Source organism: Amycolatopsis sp., from assembly GCF_035276945.1.
Lineage (GTDB): Bacteria > Actinomycetota > Actinomycetes > Mycobacteriales > Pseudonocardiaceae > Amycolatopsis_E.
The window spans coordinates 31,256-49,963 of sequence record NZ_DATELF010000096.1; the positions used below are offsets into that span (position 1 = coordinate 31,256).

General features: G+C 69.1%; 17 protein-coding genes, 1 tRNA gene and 2 pseudogenes. 12 read left to right on the top strand and 8 right to left on the bottom strand.

All coding sequences use genetic code 11. The features are described from left to right. Positions 1 to 21: 21 nt before the first annotated feature. The 6 genes from VJT49_RS16280 to VJT49_RS16305 all read right to left on the bottom strand — a co-directional run bounded on the left by VJT49_RS16280 (position 22) and on the right by VJT49_RS16305 (position 7,468). Positions 22 to 1,194, bottom strand: a complete 1,173-nt coding sequence (locus VJT49_RS16280; RefSeq protein ID WP_324165666.1) for a serine/threonine-protein kinase — start codon at positions 1,192 to 1,194, stop codon at positions 22 to 24. 3 nt (positions 1,195 to 1,197) lie between these two features. Next, positions 1,198 to 2,664, bottom strand: a complete 1,467-nt coding sequence (locus VJT49_RS16285) for a penicillin-binding protein 2 (RefSeq protein WP_324165667.1) — start codon at positions 2,662 to 2,664, stop codon at positions 1,198 to 1,200. Beyond that, positions 2,661 to 4,154, bottom strand: coding sequence for an FtsW/RodA/SpoVE family cell cycle protein (locus tag VJT49_RS16290; protein ID WP_324165668.1), 1,494 nt, complete (start codon positions 4,152 to 4,154; stop codon positions 2,661 to 2,663). Before VJT49_RS16290 ends, VJT49_RS16285 begins: the two co-directional genes overlap by 4 nt. After that, complete coding sequence (locus VJT49_RS16295) at positions 4,151 to 5,521, bottom strand: PP2C family protein-serine/threonine phosphatase (protein ID WP_324165669.1); 1,371 nt, start codon at positions 5,519 to 5,521, stop codon at positions 4,151 to 4,153. Before VJT49_RS16295 ends, VJT49_RS16290 begins: the two co-directional genes overlap by 4 nt. Further along, positions 5,518 to 5,985 carry an FHA domain-containing protein FhaB/FipA gene (locus VJT49_RS16300; protein WP_324165670.1) on the bottom strand — a complete coding sequence of 156 codons (468 nt, stop codon included), beginning with the start codon at positions 5,983 to 5,985 and terminating at the stop codon, positions 5,518 to 5,520. The genes VJT49_RS16295 and VJT49_RS16300 overlap by 4 nt, the downstream gene beginning before the upstream one ends. 226 nt (positions 5,986 to 6,211) lie before the next feature. Beyond that, on the bottom strand, positions 6,212 to 7,468 hold the full coding sequence (locus tag VJT49_RS16305) for a DUF3662 and FHA domain-containing protein (RefSeq protein ID WP_324165671.1): 1,257 nt from the start codon (positions 7,466 to 7,468) through the stop codon (positions 6,212 to 6,214). Between the two features lie 130 nt (positions 7,469 to 7,598). Between VJT49_RS16305 and VJT49_RS16310 the strand changes: the two genes are divergently transcribed. Further along, positions 7,599 to 7,681: transfer RNA gene (locus VJT49_RS16310), tRNA-Leu, on the top strand. Positions 7,682 to 7,937: 256 nt separating this feature from the next. Beyond that, positions 7,938 to 8,255: a hypothetical protein gene (locus VJT49_RS16315; RefSeq protein WP_324165672.1), complete on the top strand. Its 318-nt coding sequence runs from the start codon at positions 7,938 to 7,940 to the stop codon at positions 8,253 to 8,255. A 244-nt stretch (positions 8,256 to 8,499) separates the two neighbouring features. On the opposite strand, the gene VJT49_RS16320 is transcribed toward VJT49_RS16315, so the two are convergent. Beyond that, positions 8,500 to 9,405, bottom strand: a complete 906-nt coding sequence (locus VJT49_RS16320; protein ID WP_324165673.1) for a serine/threonine dehydratase — start codon at positions 9,403 to 9,405, stop codon at positions 8,500 to 8,502. 74 nt (positions 9,406 to 9,479) lie between these two features. On the opposite strand from VJT49_RS16320, the gene VJT49_RS16325 reads away from it, so the two are divergent. Beyond that, positions 9,480 to 10,373: a LysR family transcriptional regulator gene (locus VJT49_RS16325; RefSeq protein ID WP_324165674.1), complete on the top strand. Its 894-nt coding sequence runs from the start codon at positions 9,480 to 9,482 to the stop codon at positions 10,371 to 10,373. On the opposite strand, the gene VJT49_RS16330 is transcribed toward VJT49_RS16325, so the two are convergent. After that, the gene (locus VJT49_RS16330) at positions 10,366 to 10,740 is read right to left on the bottom strand and encodes an FKBP-type peptidyl-prolyl cis-trans isomerase (protein WP_324165675.1); all 375 of its coding nucleotides are present in this window, start codon (positions 10,738 to 10,740) and stop codon (positions 10,366 to 10,368) included. The two genes, VJT49_RS16325 and VJT49_RS16330, sit on opposite strands and share 8 nt — an antisense overlap. Before the next feature lie 370 nt (positions 10,741 to 11,110). On the opposite strand from VJT49_RS16330, the gene VJT49_RS16335 reads away from it, so the two are divergent. From VJT49_RS16335 to VJT49_RS16375, 9 genes and pseudogenes are all read left to right on the top strand, one after another. Further along, entirely contained in the window at positions 11,111 to 11,353 is a 243-nt protein-coding gene (locus VJT49_RS16335; protein WP_324165676.1) for a hypothetical protein, read from the top strand. A gap of 28 nt (positions 11,354 to 11,381) precedes the next feature. Further along, on the top strand, positions 11,382 to 12,410 hold the full coding sequence (locus VJT49_RS16340) for a trans-sulfuration enzyme family protein (RefSeq protein WP_324165677.1): 1,029 nt from the start codon (positions 11,382 to 11,384) through the stop codon (positions 12,408 to 12,410). A 98-nt stretch (positions 12,411 to 12,508) separates the two neighbouring features. Continuing rightward, positions 12,509 to 13,120: pseudogene (locus tag VJT49_RS16345) on the top strand (ABC transporter substrate-binding protein); the annotation flags it as partial. Between the two features lie 109 nt (positions 13,121 to 13,229). Next, the gene (locus VJT49_RS16350; RefSeq protein ID WP_414635986.1) at positions 13,230 to 13,646 is read left to right on the top strand and encodes a hypothetical protein; all 417 of its coding nucleotides are present in this window, start codon (positions 13,230 to 13,232) and stop codon (positions 13,644 to 13,646) included. Positions 13,647 to 13,707: 61 nt separating this feature from the next. Continuing rightward, positions 13,708 to 14,931, top strand: a complete 1,224-nt coding sequence (locus VJT49_RS16355; protein ID WP_414635987.1) for an ISAzo13 family transposase — start codon at positions 13,708 to 13,710, stop codon at positions 14,929 to 14,931. 18 nt (positions 14,932 to 14,949) lie between these two features. Continuing rightward, positions 14,950 to 15,132, top strand: a pseudogene (locus VJT49_RS16360) (ABC transporter ATP-binding protein); the annotation flags it as partial. Positions 15,133 to 15,145: 13 nt separating this feature from the next. Then, on the top strand, positions 15,146 to 16,573 hold the full coding sequence (locus tag VJT49_RS16365) for an aldehyde dehydrogenase family protein (RefSeq protein WP_324165678.1): 1,428 nt from the start codon (positions 15,146 to 15,148) through the stop codon (positions 16,571 to 16,573). Next, complete coding sequence (locus VJT49_RS16370) at positions 16,570 to 17,325, top strand: SDR family oxidoreductase (RefSeq protein WP_324165679.1); 756 nt, start codon at positions 16,570 to 16,572, stop codon at positions 17,323 to 17,325. Before VJT49_RS16365 ends, VJT49_RS16370 begins: the two co-directional genes overlap by 4 nt. A gap of 10 nt (positions 17,326 to 17,335) precedes the next feature. After that, positions 17,336 to 18,706, top strand: coding sequence for an amidase (locus VJT49_RS16375; protein ID WP_324165680.1), 1,371 nt, complete (start codon positions 17,336 to 17,338; stop codon positions 18,704 to 18,706). Positions 18,707 to 18,708: the final 2 nt, after the last annotated feature.

An 18,708-nucleotide genomic window follows, 5' to 3' on the forward strand; every position in this document is an offset into this window, starting at 1 on the left:
CGTTCCGTTCCGTCCAAGGTTTCATGCCTGATAAGTCGTTCGTTCGGTTGGCGGAGTCTGCCTCGTCCCGGGCACGACGTTGCTCGTGTTGCCGCGAGGCGGCCCTACGTTATCTGGCCCCGAGAGCAATCGGGGCAGAAGCAGTACCCCGGCGACGATGAGCCCCACGACGACCACGGCGAGTATCACCCACACCACGGCGAGGTTGCGCCTGCGGGGAGCCGGGATAGGCATCGGCATCACGCCGCTCGGATGACCCATCGGCGGCGGGCTCACCGGCTGCATGACCGGATGTGAACCCGGCCCCACCGGAGCCATCGGCGCCTGCGCGTACGTCTGCAGCATCCCGGACGGGGTGGGCAACGGCCTGCCCGCCCGCACCGCGGCGACGGCGGCCGCGAACTCACCGCCGTTGCGGTAGCGCTGCCGCGGGTCCTTGACCAGGGTCGCCTCGATCAGCGCACGGGTCCCCGGCGGGACGTCCGGGGGCAACGGTGGCGGCATGTCCCGGATGTGCATCATCGCGACGGTGACCGCGTTCTCGGACAGGAACGGCCGGTACCCGGTCAGACATTCGTACCCGCACACCGCCAGGGAGTAGACGTCGCTGGCCGGTTCCGCGTCATGTCCGAGCGCCTGTTCCGGCGCGATGTAGTGCGCCGTCCCCATGACCATTCCGGACCGGGTCACCGGCGCCGCGTCGGCGGCCTTCGCGATGCCGAAGTCGGTGATCTTCACGCGGCCGTTCCCGGTGACCAGGATGTTGCCCGGCTTGATGTCCCGGTGCACCAGACCCCGCTCGTGCGCCGCCTGCAACGCGTTGCCCGCCTGCTCCAGGACGTCCAGGGTCTGTTCCGCGTTCAGCCGTCCCTGCCGCGCCAGGATTCCGGCGAGCGGCTCACCTTCGACGAGTTCCATCACCAGGTAGGCGATGGCGAGCTCGTCGGCCGTCGTCTCGCCGTAGTCGTGCACGGCGGCGATACCGGGATGGTTCAGCGACGCCGTGGTGCGAGCCTCGGTGCGAAAGCGATGCAGGAACTCGGCGTCGCCGGAAAGCTCGGCCTTGAGCACCTTGACCGCCACGACGCGGTCCAACCGGGTGTCGCTGGCCTGCCAGACCTCGCCCATCCCGCCTACGGCGATCCGGTGGACGAGCCGGTAGCGCTCGGCCAGCAGCCGACCCGTGGACAGCATTCGCTACCCACCCCCGACCTGCGCGTTGATCGCGGCCCGGCCGATCTCCGCCGCGACGGTGCCACCGGTGGCCGCCAGCCCACGGTTACCGCCCGACTCCACGACCACCGCGACCGCGATCTGCGGGTCGTCGGCCGGGGCGAACGCGGTGTACCAGGCGTGCGGCGGGGTGTTCTTCGGGTCGCTGCCGTGCTCGGCCGTGCCCGTCTTCGAAGCGATCTTGATGTTCGACTTGCCGCCGCCCTTGGTGTTGTCCTCCGACGCCTCCATCATCTGCTTGAGGATCTCCGCGTTCGACGCGGACAGCGCCGGGGCGCCGGTGAGCTCCTGCGGGCTGAACGTCTCCAGATCGGACAGGTCCGGCGCGAGCAGCTTCTTGACCAGTTGCGGCTTCATCGCCATCCCGCCGTTGGCGACGGTCGCGGCGAGCAGGCAGTCCTGCAGCGGGGTCAGCCGGACGTCACGCTGTCCGATGCCGCTCTGGTAAAGCGCGGCCTGCGAGTCGAGGTCACCCAGACCGGAGGCCGCCACCTTCAGCGGGGTGTTCAGACCGGTCATCCCGATCCCGAAGTTCGCCGCGGTGGCACGGAGCTTGTCCGCGCCCAACTGACCGGCGAAGGTGGCGAACGGCACGTTGCAGGAGTACCTCAGCGCGTCGGCGAAGGTCGTGCCCGGGCAGTTCTCGCCGCCGTAGTTCTCCAGGTCGGTGTTCGTGCCCGGCAGGATAACGTTCGGCGCGTTGCTCACCGGCGTGGTCGGGCCGCCGCCGCTTTCCAGCTCGGCCGCGGCCACCACCAGCTTGAAGGTCGATCCGGGCGGGTACGTCTCCGAAATCGCCCGGTTCAGCATCGGCTTCCTGCTTTCGTCGGAAAACGCCGCCCACGCGTTCCGCTGCGCCGTGCCGTCGTGCGTGGCCAGCTGGTTCGGGTCGTACGACGGGGTGGACACCATGGCGAGGATCTCGCCGGTCTTCGGGTTCATCGCGACCGCGGCACCGGTGTAGTTCCGCTGCGTCATCAGCCGGTACAGGGCGCTCTGCACGGCCGGGTTGATGGTGAGCTGGACGTTGCCGCCGCGCGGGTCCCGGCCGGTGACCATGTCCGACAGCCGGCGCACGAACAGTCGCGGGTCCGAGCCGTTGAGGATGTCGTTCTCCGCGCTTTCCAGTCCACCCGCGCCGTACCACAGCGAGTAGTACCCGGTGACCGGTGCGTACATCGGCCCGTCGACGTAGCGCCGCTCGAACTTGTACTTGTCGGTGGTCTCCTTCACGTCGGCCAGCACCTGCCCGTTGAACTGGGACACGATGCTGCCCCGCTGGCGGGCGTACTCGTCGAGCAGCACGCGCTGGTTCCGCGAATCGGTGCGGTAGCTGTCGGCCTCGACCACCTGGATGTAGGTGATGTTCGCCAGCAGGAGCACCACCATGACGATCATGGCGATGCCGACACGGCGCATGGGCTTGTTCACGACTCACTCCCCGCGTCGTTCCCCGATCCGGCGGGCGGTCGCGTCACCATGACGGTGTGCGCCTCGGCCAGCGGCGCCTGCGCCACCGCCCTGAGCTTCGGTTTCGGTGCGGGCCGGCGCGCCGCGTCGGAGATCCGCAGCAGCAGCGCGACCAGGATGTAGTTGGCCAGCAGGGAAGAACCGCCGTAGGAGATGAACGGGGTGGTGATACCCGTCATCGGAATCAGCTTGGTGACCCCGCCGACGATCACGAACACCTGCATCACGACGGCGAAGGAAAGCCCGGCGCCGAGCAGCTTGCCGAACGTGTCGCGCACGGCCAGCGCGCTGCGCATGCCACGGGTGGCGAGCAGCAGGTACACGACCAGGATCGCGGCCAGCCCGACGAAGCCGAGTTCCTCGCCGAGACCGGCGGTGATGAAGTCGGAGTTGGCCTCCGGCACGATGTCCGGTCGTCCCCCGCCGAGCCCGGTGCCGCCGACGCCGCCCGTGCCCAGGCCGAACAACCCCTGGGCGACCTGGTAGCCACCACCGTCGTCGTAGTAGGTCGCCAGCGGGTCGATCCAGTTCGCCACCCGCTGCTGGACGTGCGTGAACAGGTTGTAGGCGAGGACGCAGCCGACGGCGAAGAACAGCAGCCCCACCGCGACCCAGATGCCGCGCTCGGTCGCCACGTAGACCATCACCAGCACGATGCCGAACAGCAGCAGCGACTGGCCGAGGTCCTTCTCGAACATCAGGATGCCCATGGCGGCGACCGCGGCGATCAGGATCGGGCCGAGGTCGCGCCCCCGCGGCAGCTCCACGCCCAGGACCTTCTTGCCCGCCACCATGAACAGGTCCCGTTTGGTGACCAGGAAGGACGCGAAGAAGATCAACAGCAGGATCTTGGCGAACTCACCCGGCTGGATGGAGATCCCGGGCAGCTTGATCCACACCTTGGCGCCGTTCACCTGCGACAGCGACGCGGGCAGGATCGCGGGCAGGGCCAGCGCGATCACTCCGAGCAGGCCGCTGATGTAGCCGTAGCGGGTGAGCGTCCGGTGGTCCTTCACGAGGATGAGCACGGCCAGGAACAGCACCAGCGCGAGCGTGGTGAACAGCACCTGTTTGGGGGCGGTTGAGGCGTAGGCTCTGCCGTTCTGGATCGCCCGCTCCTGCAATGCCAGGTCGAGCCGGTAGATCATCACCAGGCCGAGGCCGTTGAGCAGGGCCACACAGGGCAGGATCAGCGGATCCGCGTAGGGCGCCCACCGGCGCACCGCGAAGTGCGCGACGGCGAACAGCGCCAGATAGGCCAGGCCGTACCACAGGATCGACCAGGACAGCTCCTGCTCCTGGTTGACCTGCACCAGCACGAACGCACAGGTCACGATCAAGGCCGCGAAACCGAGCATAACGAGTTCCGTGCCACGCCGGGTCGGTAGCTCGCGCTGCGGGTTGGTCTGGTAGATGGCAGCCGCCTGCTCGGACAGTGGAGGCCTGGTCATCCGCCACCGCCACCCGGCGCGGTCGAAGACTGGCAGTCCCTCCCCGCTTGGTCACTGGCCGAGGTCGACGCCGGGGGCAGAGTCGTGGGCGGGGGAGGCGCCGAAGAGGCTCCCTGCCCGGCCGGCTGGGAGGGGGCGCAGTCCTGGAGTGTCTTGTACCGCAGGAAGTTGTTGATGTAGTCACGCGAGGCCTGCAGGCTGTCCTTCTTCACACCGTTGCGGACCGCGGTCTGCGCGTCCTGCTGCAGTTGCGTGACCAGCAGCTTGTCGCACATCGTGCTGCCCGCCGGGCAGGACCCTTCGGCCTGCTCGTGCAGCTGGATCCCCAGCACGCTGCCCGGTACGCCCCGGAAGATCGCCACTTCGGAGTCGGTGCCCTCGCCGACGTAGTACTGGCTCAGCACGAAATAGCGGGTCGCGATGCCGCCCGCGGCCAGCAGGACCAGGACCAGGAAGATGCCCACGATCCAGCGCCACCGTTTGCGGCGCTTGGCCTTCGGATCGGGCGGCGGTTCGGTGAACTGCTGGGGTGGAGGCGGCGGTGGGGCGGTGAGCGCCCTGGCCCTCGCCGCCGGCGAGTCGCCCTGATGGTTGTACTCGTCACTGCCGTCCCCGGCGGCGCCGCCCACGATGGGCGCGTCCTCCCCGTAGGCCACGTCGACCACGTCGGCGACGATCACCGTGACGTTGTCCGTGCCACCGCCCTTGAGCGCGAGTTCGATCATCCGGTCCGCGCACTCCTGCGGGTCCGGGATCTGGATCGCCTCGGCCAGCGTCTCGTCGCTGACCATGCCGGACAGCCCGTCCGAACAGAGCAGGTAGCGGTCGCCAGCCCGGGCCTCGCGCACGACGAACGTGGGCTCGACCTCATGCCCGGTCAGCGCCTTCAGCAGCAGCGAGCGCTGCGGATGGGTGGCGGCCTGGTCCGCGGTGATCCGGCCCTGCTCGAGCAACTCGTTGACGAAACTGTCGTCCCGGGTGATCTGGGCGAACTGCCCGTTCCGGAACAGGTAGGCACGGGAGTCGCCGACATGCACCATGCCCATGCGCGAGCCGGAGAACAGCATCGCGGTGAGTGTCGTGCCCATGCCGTCGAGATCGGGGTCGTTGGCCACCAGTTCGGAGATCGCCGCGTTCCCACCGGAAACCGCCTCTCTGAGCTGGTACAGCAGATCGTCGCCCGGTTCGTCGTCGTCGAGCGGGGCGAGGGAGGCGATGACGACTTTGCTCGCCACCTCACCCGCGGCATGGCCACCCATGCCGTCGGCGAGTGCGAGCAGGCGGGGGCCCGCGTACACCGAGTCCTGGTTGCTTGACCGCACCAGGCCCCGGTCACTGCGGGCCGCGTAGCGAAGAACGAGTGTCATGGGCGAAGCTCGATCACCGTCTTACCGATCCGGATGGGGACGCCGAGTGGAACTCGGAGGGGTGCAGTGACCTTAGCCCGGTCCAGGTATGTCCCGTTGGTCGATCCCAGATCTTCCACATACCAGTCCGTACCGCGTAGGGACAGCCGCGCGTGCCGGGTGGAAGCGTAGTCGTCGTCGAGCACCAACGTGGAGTCGTCCGCACGGCCGATCGTGATGGGCCGGCCGTCGAGGGTGATCCGGGTGCCCGACAGCGCCCCGTGTGTCACGATCAGCTGGCGAGGGGCCTTGCTCGACCCACGCGGACGCTGCTGGTCCTTGTTCCGCCGCAGTCCCGGGACGGCCACCTTCAAGCCTGATGCCGCGTACAGATCTGACCGCACCACCCGCAACGCGGCCAGCACAAAAAGCCAGAGCAGGACCAGAAAGCCCACTCTGGTGAGTTGAACGACCAGCTCCGGCACCTGTTGTGTCAGCTCCCGTGCTCATGGCGGCTGCGCGCAGCCGAGATGACGGAGCCGCACTCACGCGTCGACGAGTCTGCCGCCATGGTTGTCCGCACGTGGTCACCGCCTCCTGCATTCCCGCCCGCGGCACAGGTACGCACCGCAGGACCCCCGACGGTAATTCTGCGGGACACGCCAATCGGATCTTCCAGCGGCTCACGTAACGAGTGTGCTCGCCGTGGTGTCAGCCCTGGGTACGGAACACCAGCGACGAGTGCCCGACCCTGATCACGTCACCGTCGGCCAGCTGCCAGGTCTGCACCGGAGTGCCGTTGACCGTGGTGCCGTTGGTCGAGCCGATGTCGGCCAGCGTCGCGCTCTGGCCGTCCCAGGTGATCTCCAGGTGGCGGCGGGAAACGCCGGTGTCCGGCAGCCGGAAGTCCGCGTCCTGGCCACGGCCGACCACGTTGCCGCCCTGCTTCAGCGAGTAGGCGCGGTTCGAGCCGTCGTCCAACTGCAGCGTCGCGGCGAGCTGGCGGTTGCCGCCCTGCACGGCGGGCGGAGCGTAGCCCTGCTGCGCGTATGGGTCCGGGGCGCCCTGAGGCGGGTAACCAGGAGCCTGGGCCGGGGGAGCGCCGTAGCCGGGCTGGCCGCCGTAGCCGCCCTGGTCGTAACCCGGTTGCTGGCCGCCATAGCCCTGGTCATAACCCGGCTGCCCGCCGTAGCCCTGGTCATAGCCCGGTTGCTGGCCGCCATAGCCGCCGCCCTGGTCGTAGCCGGGCTGCTGGCCGCCATAGCCGCCACCCTGGTCGTAACCCGGTTGCTGGCCGCCGTAGCCCTGGTCATAGCCCGGTTGCTGCCCGCCGTAGCCGCCGGCCTGGTCGTAACCTGGTTGCTGGCCGCCGTAGCCGCCACCCTGGTCGTAACCCGGTTGCTGGCCGCCGTAGCCGCCACCCTGGTCGTACCCGGGTTGTCCCTGCTGTCCGTAGCCGTACTGGCCGCCATGCTGCTGACCGTAGGGGTCACCCTGGTCGTATTGGCCGTAGCCGGGGGGCTGGCTCATTGCTGGGTCTCCTGCGTTGCTGGGTCGTGCTGGCCGTCCTGGACCCGGGGCGTCACGTGCGCTGACGTCCGGATCGACGGATGAACGGGTTTTGAATTGTCCAGTATGCAGCGCCTCGTTGCGCTCGAGCGAGACTATGACGTCACCATAGGTGTCCCAGCCGTGCTCGGCGAGATGCTGTGCCACCGCTTCCGCGAGCACGTGAGTGACGCGCCTCTCGTCACCGGCCATCCGGACATGATCCTCCGCCCCCAACGACACGATGTAGTGGTTCGGGGCGAGCAGCCTGCCACCGGCCAGCTCACGAACGTTGTCCTCACTCTCGCGCTCCAGGGCCAGGGCCACCTCCTGGGTGACGACCTTGCCTCCGAACATGCGCGCGAAGGCGTTGCCCATCAGGCTTTCCAGGCGTCGATCGAAACGTTCAACGCGGCCCACCGGGACTCGCAGCCTCCTTCACGCGTGTGCTTTCGCACCCGATCCTATCGGCATCGTGGGGGTAAGACACCGGCCCCGGTAAAACCGTCTTCAGCGGCCTGCTACGCTGTGTTGGCTGTCGCGGTGACTCGGGCGAGTGGCGGAATGGCAGACGCGCACGGTTCAGGTCCGTGTGTCCGAAAGGACGTGAGGGTTCAACTCCCTCCTCGCCCACTTCGGGCCGACGACGAAATCGGCCCGCTCGGACCGACGTTTTTGCTGGTCTGATCCAGATGAGTTGTGACAGTGAAGGCGCCGCGACTGCGGCGCCTTCACTGTCCCTGGACTGGGGTTGGTGTCCGGAGGCGGATGGGTGTTCGCGCGAGTCGGTGTGGTCCGGGTCTCAGCTTGTTGCGGGTTTCCAGTCGGTGAGTGGCCGGGTTGCGCGTCGGCGCGGGCGTCGTCGGGGTGGTTGCGTGGGGTCGGCCGGGTGGGCATCTCGCCAGTGCGCGCGGTCATCCTGGTCAAGTTCATCGCCGCCATGGCCGCTGCAATCGCGGCCTTCGGCACCGCCGTTTTCTCGTGGGCCGGCGCCGCGCTGGTCGTCGAGGAAGCGGGCGTCAACAGCGGCCTGATCTGGGCAGCAATCGGCGCCCTGGGAACCCAGGCCCAGCAGCTGATCGGTCTGCATGGTGAGACAATCGACAACAGCACATTCCCTGGCGGGCACTGGCCCGACCCCATCGCCGGCTCGTTCAACGACGGCAGCGTCAAAGACGGCCACGCCGACTGGTCACTGAACAAGTAGGAGTTTACGGCCGGTCGGGAACGGTCGGTGGCTTCGGGGCGGCGGTTTCCTGATTATGCTGCCAGTGAGCCTTTTTCGTCCGATGGTGACTTCGTGTTTTTGTAGGACGTGGATGGCTTGGCGAGTCGGTCGTGGTGCGGCACTTGTCCCTCGACCCTGCCGGAACAGTCCGCGACGGGTAGCTGGGCACTTTCCTGCTCAGCCATCTGGCCAACCTGAGAAGCATCGACTTCGAAGTGAGCGTTCAGGGTGTCCAGTTCGCGTTCGCGCCGCACAGCAGGACGCACGGCAGTTCGCCCGGCACCTGGCCGTTCAACCAGGCGGCGAACGCGACCGCGCCGGCCGGCTCGACGGCCAGCCGGAATTCGTCCCACAGCCGGTCACGGGCGGCCAGGATTTCCTTTTCGCTCACGAGCACCGAGTTCACCGGGTGCTCGTGAGCGGACAGCACGGCGAACGGTTCCTCACCGACACGCGTGGCGCCGAGGGCCGAAGCCGTGACCGAGTCGACGTCGGCGTCGACGGGTTTTCCGGCCGCCAACGCCTCGTGCAGGCCGTTGCAGTGGTCCGGCTCGACGGCGACGGTGAGCCTGCCACCCCCGCCCAGCGCGGTTCCCGCGGCGAGCCCACCACCGCCCGCGGCGACCACGATGGCGTCCACCTCGGGGGCGTCGCGGACGATTTCGGCAGCCACCGTGCCCTGGCCCGCGATCACCACGGGGTCGTTGTAGGCCTCGACGTACCGGACGTCCGGATCGGTCGCCGCCTCCTGTGCCGTGGCCGCCGCTTCGGCATAGGTTGCCCCGACACGAACCAGTCGCGCGCCCGCGGCTTCGATCCGCTCCGCCTTGTCCGCCGGTACGGTCCCGGGCACGTACACCGTCGCGGGCAGGCCGAGTATCGCCGCCGCCGTCGCGACGCCGATACCGTGGTTGCCGCCGGACGCGGTGATGACCTCTCGCGGGCGCTCGCCGCTCAGCAGGGCGTTGAGTGCACCCCGCAGCTTGAACGAACCGGTTCGCTGGAGGTGTTCGAGCTTGAGCACCAGCGGCCTGCCGTCGACTTCGGCCCGGAGCAGCGGGGTGTGGCGGACGTGCGGGCGGATACGGTCCTCGGCGGCTTTGACGTCGGCGAGCAGGGCAGTGGTCATGACTCCACTCTGCGCACCCCCGGCCGTTAGCTGCCAGCGCTTTCCACTAATCGAGTGTTAGCGATACTTACGACGTGATTACCGCCGAACGGCTGAGGGCGCTGGTCGAGGTGGCGCACGCCGGGTCGATCACCACCGCCGCCCGGCGCATGGGATTCACCCCGTCGGCGCTGTCCCAGCAGCTCGCCCGGTTGGAGCGGGAGGTCGGCTGCACGCTGCTGGAACGGCGGCCCACCGGTGCCTCCCTCACCGAGGCGGGGCGGCTTCTCGTACGGCACGGCGAAACGATCGCCGGTGAGTTGCGCGCGGCCGAACAGTCCGTGGCGGCGTTGAGAGAGCTGCCGCCCGCCGACCCCAGCGTCGGCACCTTCGCCACGGCCGGGCAGCTGCTCCTGCCGCAGGCGATGGCCGCCTTCCGCCGGGCGCATCCGGGCACCCGGCTGCGGCTCAGCGACCTCGAACCGCCGGACGGCTACGACCTGGTCGTCGCCGGTGACCTCGACCTGCTGATCACCCATCGATATCCGGCGGTCCGGCTGCCGCCGTCACGCGGGCTGATTCGCACACCGCTGTTGGCCGACCCGCTCCGGCTCGTGCTGCCCGCTGGCCATTCGCTCGCCAAAGCGTCGCGACTGAGGTTCGAGGATTTCGCCGGCGAAGACTGGATTTCGGGTGGTCCCCAAGCACCCAACCGGCTGTGCCTGGACGGGCTGACCGCCGAAACCGGTGTCGAGGTACGAGCCGCTTACGAATCGCGGGACTACGCGGTCATCCTCGCGTTGGTGCGGGCCGGTTTGGGGGTGGCCTTCGTGCCGGCCACCGTGCTCGCCTCCGCCGACCACCAACGGATCGCGGTCCGCGACCTGGCCGGCCGCCGGCCCGCCCGCGAGATCTACACCGTGCACCGCACCCGGCCGCCCGCCCACGTGACGACGATGGTCGGCCTGCTGCACAACTTCGCTAGTTGACCGCCACCAGGTCGACCACGAACACGAGCGTCTCACCTGGTTTGATCACGCCGCCCGCGCCGCGGTCGCCGTAGCCCAGTCGCGGCGGGATCACCAGCTTGCGCCGCCCGCCGACGCGCATCCCGGCCACGCCCTGATCCCAGCCCTGGATCACGTGTCCCTGGCCGAGCGGGAACCGCAGCGGCTGACCCCGGTTCCAGGAGGCGTCGAACTCCTCCCCGGTCGAGTGCGAGACGCCGACGTAGTGCACGGACACGACGTCGCCCGCCGCGGCTTCCGCGCCGTCGCCGACGCTGAGGTCGGTGATCTCCAGGTCCGCCGGCGGCGGACCTTCCGGACGGTCGACCTCGGGCCTTTCCAGTGCCATCAGTTCCTCCTCGTGTTGCGGTCGGTGCACGGTACCCATCACCCATGCCTCCCGCGACTTGAGCGTCGAGCGAGACATCGGGAGGCCGGGACGACCACGACGCCGATGTGGTCGACGGCCTGCTCGCCCCGGTTGTCCGAGTGCCACCACGACGCCCTTGCTCAGGCCGGCCCGTGTGGTGAGGGAAGTCCATGCTCCACTGCCAGGGCGATTCGCCGTGCCCGGATGTTGCGGGCGAGGGTGGGCACCGGGCCTGCGCCCGAAGACATTTGAGAGAACCTTATGGTTTCTACAATGACCGTCACCTCGAGGCGTATACGTCGGCCTGCCGAGACCGATGCGGGCGAACGGCGACGAACCCTTCGACACGATGGCGAGCGGGGAGCCATTGACCGAGTACCCCGAACCCGGCGAGGTCGTCTGGCGTGACGACCAGGGCGTGACCTGCCGTCGATGGAACCACCGGCAGCGTGTGCGGACCCGATCGCGGGAAGACGGCAAGCGTGGGTCGTTCCTGCTGGAGAGGCTGGAGCCGATGTCCGTACCCGCGCTCAAGGAGGCGGCCGACGACCTGGTGAGCAGGCTGAAAAGGCCCTCGCCCCGGGCGCCATGATCGCGAACAGATTGATCGAGGAGAACGCGTGAGGGAGCTCTCGCCCCGGACCCGTGCCGTGACCGCCGGGCGTCCGGCGGGTTCCGGTGAGCCGTTGAACACGCCGATCGTGCCCGCCAGCACCTATCTGGCTGGTGGCGACTTCGCCTATGCACGCGAGGACGGCACGCCCACCTGGGTCGCGCTGGAAACGGCGGTCGGCGAGCTCGAGGGCGGTCAGGCCACCGCGTTCGCCTCGGGAATCGCGACGGTCGCCGCCGTACTCGACCTGTGCCAGGTGGGGACCGAGGTGGCCGTGCCGACCTACAGCTACGCCGGCACGCGCGGCCTGCTGGACCACGCCGCGCGCATGGGAAGGCTCAAGGTCCGGCGGATCGAACCGGCCGACACCGGCGCGTGGGCCGCGGCGGCCGGGCAGGTGGATTTGCTGTGGGTCGAGTCGCCGACCAACCCGACCCTGGAGAAGATCGACATCGCACCGCTCGCCGGCCAGCGCGCCCGGGTCGTGGTGGACAACACCTTCGCCACGCCGCTCGGCCAGCGACCCCTGTCCCTCGGCGCGGACGTCGTGGTGCACAGCGCGACCAAACTGATCGGCGGGCACAGCGATCTTTTGCTCGGGCTGACCGTGACCGCGGACGACACGCTGGCCCGCGAGCTGCGCGACGCGCGTACCCGTAACGGTGCGACCCCGGGCGCGCTCGAAGCCTGGCTCGCCCTGCGCGGCCTGCGGACGCTGCCCGTCCGGCTGGCCGAGCAATCCCGCACGGCCGCGCTGCTCGCCGATCGCCTCGCCGCGCATCCGGCCGTGAGCAGGGTGCGTAACGCCGGCTCCATGATCGCCTTCGAGCTGCCCGACGCGGCCGCGGCGGACGGATTCTGCGCCAGGCTGGGCCTGATCGTGCACGCGACCAGCCTCGGCGGGGTGGAGAGCCTGGTGGAACGCCGGGCGATGTGGCCGGGCGACGCGCACGTGCCGCCCGGCTTGATCCGGTTCAGTGTCGGCTTGGAGGATCCCGAGGACCTGTGGCGCGATCTGGCCCAGGCGCTCACCTGAACCACGCTGCGCTCTGGCTGCTGCCGAAGGGACCTGCTGACGCCGAACTGCGTCATCAGTGATACCGGCCGGACCAGCATACCGAGTTGGGGTGAGGTGTGACGGTCCGGATTTCGGCGGCGGCGGTCGTGGCGACACTGGTGGTTTCGGCCTGCTCGGCGGGTTCCAGCGCGTCGGGCGACAAGGGGCCGGGCACCCTCGCGGTGGGCTTTTCGGCCGAGCCCGCGAACTTCGACCGCACGCGCACGGACGGTGCGGCGATCCCGCAAGCCCTGCCGTACAACGTTCATGAGGGACTGGTGAAGCTCGACGCGGACGGCAGGATCGTGCCGCTCCTGGCCGAGTCGTGGACCACCGACGGCCGGACCTACGACTTCCAGCTCCGCCCCGGCGTGAAGTTCGGCAACGGAGCACCGTCCAGCGCGTCCGACGTCAAGTTCTCCATCGAGCGGGTCCGGACCGACTGGTCGATTTCGATCGTGAACCATGTCGAGGTGGCCGACCCGTCGCATGCGCGCGTCGTACCGACAAAACCGAGCAACGGCTGGTTGTTCGACATGACCACGCGGGTCGGTGCGATGTTCAGCCCGACCGGGGTCGCCGATCTGGCCAACACGCCGGTCGGCACCGGACCGTACGTGGTCGCGCAGCGGCGGCGCGGTGATTCGATCGTGCTGCGGGCGAATCCGGGCTACTGGGGAACCAAACCCAGGTGCGTCGGCGGTACCGCCGGGTCCACGCGCTGCGAGGGGTTTCGCTGAAATCCCGCCCGGCAGACGGTTCGGGATCGTCGGCGAGCCCGGTTCGGGAAAGTCCACAATGGTCAGATTGACGGCCGGGCTCGACCGGCCGACCTCGGGTGAGATCGGTGTTCCAGGGCAAGCGAATCGACGGACTGCCGGAGCGCGGGCTCGGCTTCCTGCGGGCCGAACTGCAGGTCGTGTTCCAGGACCCGGCGGGGTCGCTCGATCCCCGGAGTCAGGACATCTGCGAGCCGCTCGGCCGGAGGAACCTCGAGCGTGTCGCGGAGCTGCTGGACGCGGTCTGCCTTCCGCGCGACGCCGCCGATCGGTATCCGCACCAGTTTCCCGGGGGCAGCGGCAGCGGATCTCGATCTCCCTCGCCCCCAGAGCCCCAGCGTGCTCGTGGCGGACGAACCGGTCGGTGCCCTCGACGTCTCCGTGCGCAAGAAGATCCTCGACCTGCTCATCGGTCTCGCCGACCGGTTCCGGTTGACACTAAGGTGTCGTCGTGAAATAACTTAGTTTTTGGCCTCGGGAGGTCTACGGTCTGTGCTATGAGCCCGGTCATGGAATCTCTCGTACGCCGGTATGACGCGGTCAGGCCGCATCTGACCGAGCGGCAACGCCGGGTGTGGCTGGGTGCGGAGGCTCGGGAGTTGGGATCGAGTGGGGTGCGGATTGTGGCTGAGGCGGTTGGGGTGTCCCCGGACACGGTGCGGCGTGGTCGAGACGAGTTGGATGACCCGCAACCGTTGGAGGTAGGGCGCTCCCGCGCGCCGGGCGGCGGTCGTAAACGTGCCGAGCAGCAAGACCCTGGTGTGGTGGAAGCGCTGGATTCGCTGGTCGACCCGGAATCGCGGGGCGATCCGATGACGCCGCTGCGGTGGACCTGCAAGTCGTTGCGGACGCTGGCAAACGAGTTGCGTGGCCGGGGCTATCAGGTCTCGGCCAGTCTGGTGCAGCGGCTGTTGCACGAGGCTGGTTACAGCTTGCAGGGCAACGCGAAAACGTTGGAAGGCAACCAGAATCTCGACCGGGATGCGCAGTTTCGGCATATCCACGACACTGCGGCCGCTTTCCTGACCGCCGGGGACCCGGTGGTCAGTGTGGACTGCAAGAAAAAGGAACTGGTCGGGCAGTTCCGCAATGGCGGCAAGGAATGGCGCCCGAAAGGCGAGCCCGAACCGGTCAACGTCCATGACTTCATCGACAAGCAGTTGGGCAAGGCGATCCCCTACGGGGTCTATGACATCGGCGCCAACACCGGGTGGGTCACCGTGGGCATCGATCATGAGACCGCCGCGTTCGCGGTGAACACCCTGCGCTCGTGGTGGACCAGCACCGGTGTGCGTACCTACCCGCACGCACGACGGTTGCTGGTCACCGCCGATTCCGGTGGCGCCAACGGCAACCGCCACCGCGCCTGGAAGACCGAACTGGCCGCACTGGCCGCCGAGACCGGCCTGGAGATCAGCGTGTGCCACTTGCCACCGGGCACCAGCAAATGGAACAAGATCGAACACCGCTTGTTCTCCCAGATCAGCCGCAACTGGAGGGGGCGGCCCCTGGAGAGCCTGGAAACGATCGTCAATCTGATCGGCGCCACGACCACCACAACCGGCCTGACCGTCACGGCTGAACTCGACACCGGCGACTATCCGACCGGCATCAAGATCAGTAACCGGCAGATGAAAGACCTCCCGATCAGCCGCGACACATGGCACGGCGAGTGGAACTACACCCTGCACCCGCCGCGCGACACACCCGAGCCACACTGAGTTGATTCGCTACAAGCCCTAATCTTCGTCTCGCACGACCTCGGCGTGGTACGACGAGTGTGTGACACCGTGACCGTGATGCGACACGGCGAAGTGGTGGAACTGGGCGAGGCCGCCGAGGTCTACCGGGAGCCGCGGCATTCCTACACCCGCGAGCTGATCGCGGCCGCGCCGAACCCGCGGAAGGAACTCGCTCGCTGAAGGGAGGACAGTGATGTTCGACCCCTATCCGCCCGGCCTGCCGGTCGGCCCCGGCTGGGTGTCCACAGAGGACATACAGGAGATCAGGTTCCCGTTCGACGGCAGCGTGATCGCGCGGGCCCCGGTCGGCACGCCCGCCCTGGCGCGGCGCGCCCTGGACGAGGCCGTCGGCATCACCCGCCAGGCCGCAGTTCTCCCGTCGCGTGTGCGGAGGGAGATCCTTTTCGGCGTTCACCGCGCGCTCACGGAGTGGCAAGCCGAGTTCGAAGGCCTCCTGGTCGCCGAGACCGGAAAGCCGCTGACCGACTGCCGGACCGAAGTCGCCCGCACGCTGATCACCTGGCAGGCCGCGGCCGAGGAGGTCAGCCGTCTGCACGGGGAGACCGTGCCACTCGACCTGGCGCCGTCCGGTGATGGGCTCACCGGCTTCTGGGTGCGCAAGCCGATCGGCGTGGTCGTCGGCATCGCCGGGTTCAACTACCCGCTGCTGCTCGCCTCGCACAAGATCGCCCCGGCGATCGCGGCAGGCTGCCCGGTGATCGTCAAGCCCGCCCCGCAGACCCCGCTGGCGACGCTCTGGCTCGTGCACCTCGTCCGGGAGGCCGGGCTGCCCGCGGCGATGACGCAGCTGGTCACCGGCGACGCTGAGGTCGGCTCGGCGCTGGTCACCGACCGCCGGATCGGCGCGGTCTCGTTCACCGGGTCGGCCGCTGTGGGGCACCGGATCGCGCAAGCCGCCGCGCCCACGAAAACCCTGCTGGAGCTTGGTTCCAACGCGGCGCTCGTGGTCGCGGAGGACGCCGATCTCGACGCGGCTGTAAACGCGGTTCTTCGCGGCGGTTTCTACGCCTCCGGCCAGGCGTGCATCTCGGTGCAGCGAATCCTGGTCGTCGAGGTGGTGGCGACGGAGTTCTCCGAACGGTTGCTGGCGCGGCTAAACGAGATCGTGGTCGGCGACCCGCGCGAGGAGAAGACGCGGGTGTCGACGCTGATCGACCAGCGTTCGACCCGGCGTGTGCTGGACTGGGTCTTCGAAGCCGTCGCGGCCGGGGCCCGGCTGGCGGCCGGCGGTGAGGCCGAGGGTGGGGTCATCCGGCCGACCGTCCTGCTCGACGTGCCCGACGGCGTGGCGTGCTGGGACGAGGAGGTCTTCGGACCGGTCGTCTGCGTGCGCCGGGTGTCCGACATCGACGACGCCTTCCGGCAGGTCAACGCGTCACGCTACGGCTTGCACGCGGCGGTGTTCACGCGTTCCCTCAACACCGCGTTCCGTGCGGTCGACGAGCTGGAGGTGGGTGGCGTGGTGGTCAACGAGGTGCCGGGGTTCCGCTCGGACACCATGCCCTACGGCGGGGTCAAGGACTCCGGGATCGGCCGCGAAGGGCCGAGATTCGCCGTCGAGGAGTTCACCGTGACCCGGATGGCGGTGATCCGGACTTGAACTACGAGAGGCTGTTCCGTCTGGACGGCAGGCGGGCGGTGGTGCTCGGCGCGGGCAGTGGCATCGGCCGGGAGTCCGCCAGGGCGCTCGCCGCCCAGGGCGCGGACGTGATCTGCGCGGACCGGAACGTCGCGGCAGCCAAGGAGACGGCCGTCGGTACGGCGTACGGGATCGATCTGCTGGAACCCGGCGCGGCCGACCGTGCCGCGAACGAACTCGGGGACGTCGACATCGTCGTGCTCACCGCCGCGACGAACGTGCGCAAGCGCTTGCTGGACTACCGCCGGGACGAGTTCGACCAGGTGATCGCGCTCAACCTCGGTGCCACCTTCGATGTCTTGCGCGCCTTCGGCGAGGGCATGGTCGAGCGCGGCGGCGGCAGCATCATCGGCTTCTCCTCGATCCGCGGGACTACCGTGGAACCCGGTCAGGGGCCTTACGCGGCGACGAAGGCCGGGCTCGTCCAGCTGTTCCGGACGGCGGCCGCGGAGTTCGGCCCGGCCGGGGTGCGCGTCAACGCGATCGCGCCCGGGGTCGTGGAGACCCCGCTGACCGAGCAGATCAAGGCCAGCCCCGACTGGTACGCGGCTTACGCCGGCAAGAGCGCGCTCGGGCGGTGGGCGCGGCCGGAGGAGATCGCCGGTGCCGTGGTGTATCTCGCCTCCGACGCGGCCAGCTTCGTCACCGGTGCGGTGCTCGCGGTCGACGGAGGCTGGACCGCGGTCGACGGGAGATACACCCCACCCGAGTAAGGAGAAGCCCGTGATCAGCTTGAGCACCACCGAGTTGCTGGCCGAGTACGGCAAGGGATCGTTGTCCCCGGTCGAGGTGATCGAGGCGGTGCTCGCCCGCATCGACGCGCTTGAGCCCCAACTGCACGCGCTGTACGCGTACGACCCGGAGCGCGCGCGGTCGGCCGCGAAGGCGTCGGAGCAGCGGTGGCGGTCCGGGGAGGCGGGCGTACTGGATGGCGTTCCGTTGACGCTCAAGGAAAACATCGCGACCCGGGGCACCCCGGTCCCGCTCGGCAGCGCGGCCACCGAGCTGGTGCCGGCCGCCGAGGACGCCCCGGCGGCCGCGCGCGTGCGTGAGGCCGGCGGAGTCCTGCTGGCCAAGACGACGATGCCCGACTACGGCATGCTCACCTCGAGCCTGTCCAGCTTTCACCGGGCAAGCCGCAACCCGTGGGACACCGGCCGCACGCCCGGCGGGTCGAGTGCGGGCGCGGCGGCCGCCGCCGCGGCGGGATACGGGCCGTTGCACGTCGGCACGGACATCGGCGGCTCGATCCGCTTGCCCGCCGGCTGGTGCGGGCTCGTCGGCTTCAAGCCCAGTTTCGGCCGGGTGCCGGTGGACCCGCCGTACCCCGGCCGGGTCGTCGGGCCGCTGACCAGGACGGTAGCCGATGCCGCGTGGCTGATGCCGGTGCTGTCCGCACCCGACGAGCGCGACCACCTGAGCCTGCCGCCGGCCGAAATCGCCTGGTCCGAGCTGGAGTGCGACATCGCCGGGCTTCGCATCGGCCTGCACCTCGACGGCGGCGTGGGCCTCGAGGTCGAACCGGACATCCGTGCCGCGGTGGCCGAGGCGGCCAGGCTGTTCGAGGCGGCCGGGGCGATCGTCGAACCCGTCGAGCCGTTCCTGACCCGGGAGATGCTGGATGGTCTGGACACCTTCTGGCGGGTGCGGTTCTGGTGCGACTTCTCGGCCATGAGCGAGGACCGGCGAGCGAAGATCCTGCCCTACATCGCGGAGTGGGCCGAAGGCGGTGCCGGTGCCTCCGGGGCCGCGACGTACCGCGGGTTCGCGCAGATGGATGCGATGAGTACGGCCGTGTTGCGCGCCACCCGGGACTTCGACTTCGTGCTGTCGCCCACCTGCCCGGTGTCCGCACCGCCGGCCGGATGGGCATCGCCGACGAACGACCCGGGACGGCCCTTCGAGCACATCGCGTTCACCGTCCCGTACAACATGTCCGGCCAGCCCGCGGTGTCCGTCAACTGCGGTCACACGCGTGAGGGCCTGCCGATCGGCCTGCAGGTCGCCGGGTGCCGGTTCGACGACCTCGGCGTGCTCCGAACGGCGGCGGCATTCGAAGGAATTCGGCATCCGCAACGGGACGTTCCGCTGTGATA

Bases quoted from the DNA above. Each gene is read 5' to 3' on its own strand.
- VJT49_RS16330 (WP_324165675.1), bottom strand. From the start codon at position 10,740: ATGGCACTGGAAAGGCCCGAGGTCGACCGTCCGGAAGGTCCGCCGCCG.
- VJT49_RS16320 (WP_324165673.1), bottom strand. From the start codon at position 9,405: ATGACCACTGCCCTGCTCGCCGACGTCAAAGCCGCCGAGGACCGTATC.
- VJT49_RS16355 (WP_414635987.1), top strand. From the start codon at position 13,708: ATGAGCCCGGTCATGGAATCTCTCGTACGCCGGTATGACGCGGTCAGG.
- VJT49_RS16295 (WP_324165669.1), bottom strand. From the start codon at position 5,521: ATGACACTCGTTCTTCGCTACGCGGCCCGCAGTGACCGGGGCCTGGTG.
- VJT49_RS16335 (WP_324165676.1), top strand. From the start codon at position 11,111: ATGGCGAGCGGGGAGCCATTGACCGAGTACCCCGAACCCGGCGAGGTC.
- VJT49_RS16280 (WP_324165666.1), bottom strand. From the start codon at position 1,194: ATGCTGTCCACGGGTCGGCTGCTGGCCGAGCGCTACCGGCTCGTCCAC.
- VJT49_RS16290 (WP_324165668.1), bottom strand. From the start codon at position 4,154: ATGACCAGGCCTCCACTGTCCGAGCAGGCGGCTGCCATCTACCAGACC.
- VJT49_RS16350 (WP_414635986.1), top strand. From the start codon at position 13,230: ATGGTCAGATTGACGGCCGGGCTCGACCGGCCGACCTCGGGTGAGATC.
- VJT49_RS16365 (WP_324165678.1), top strand. From the start codon at position 15,146: ATGTTCGACCCCTATCCGCCCGGCCTGCCGGTCGGCCCCGGCTGGGTG.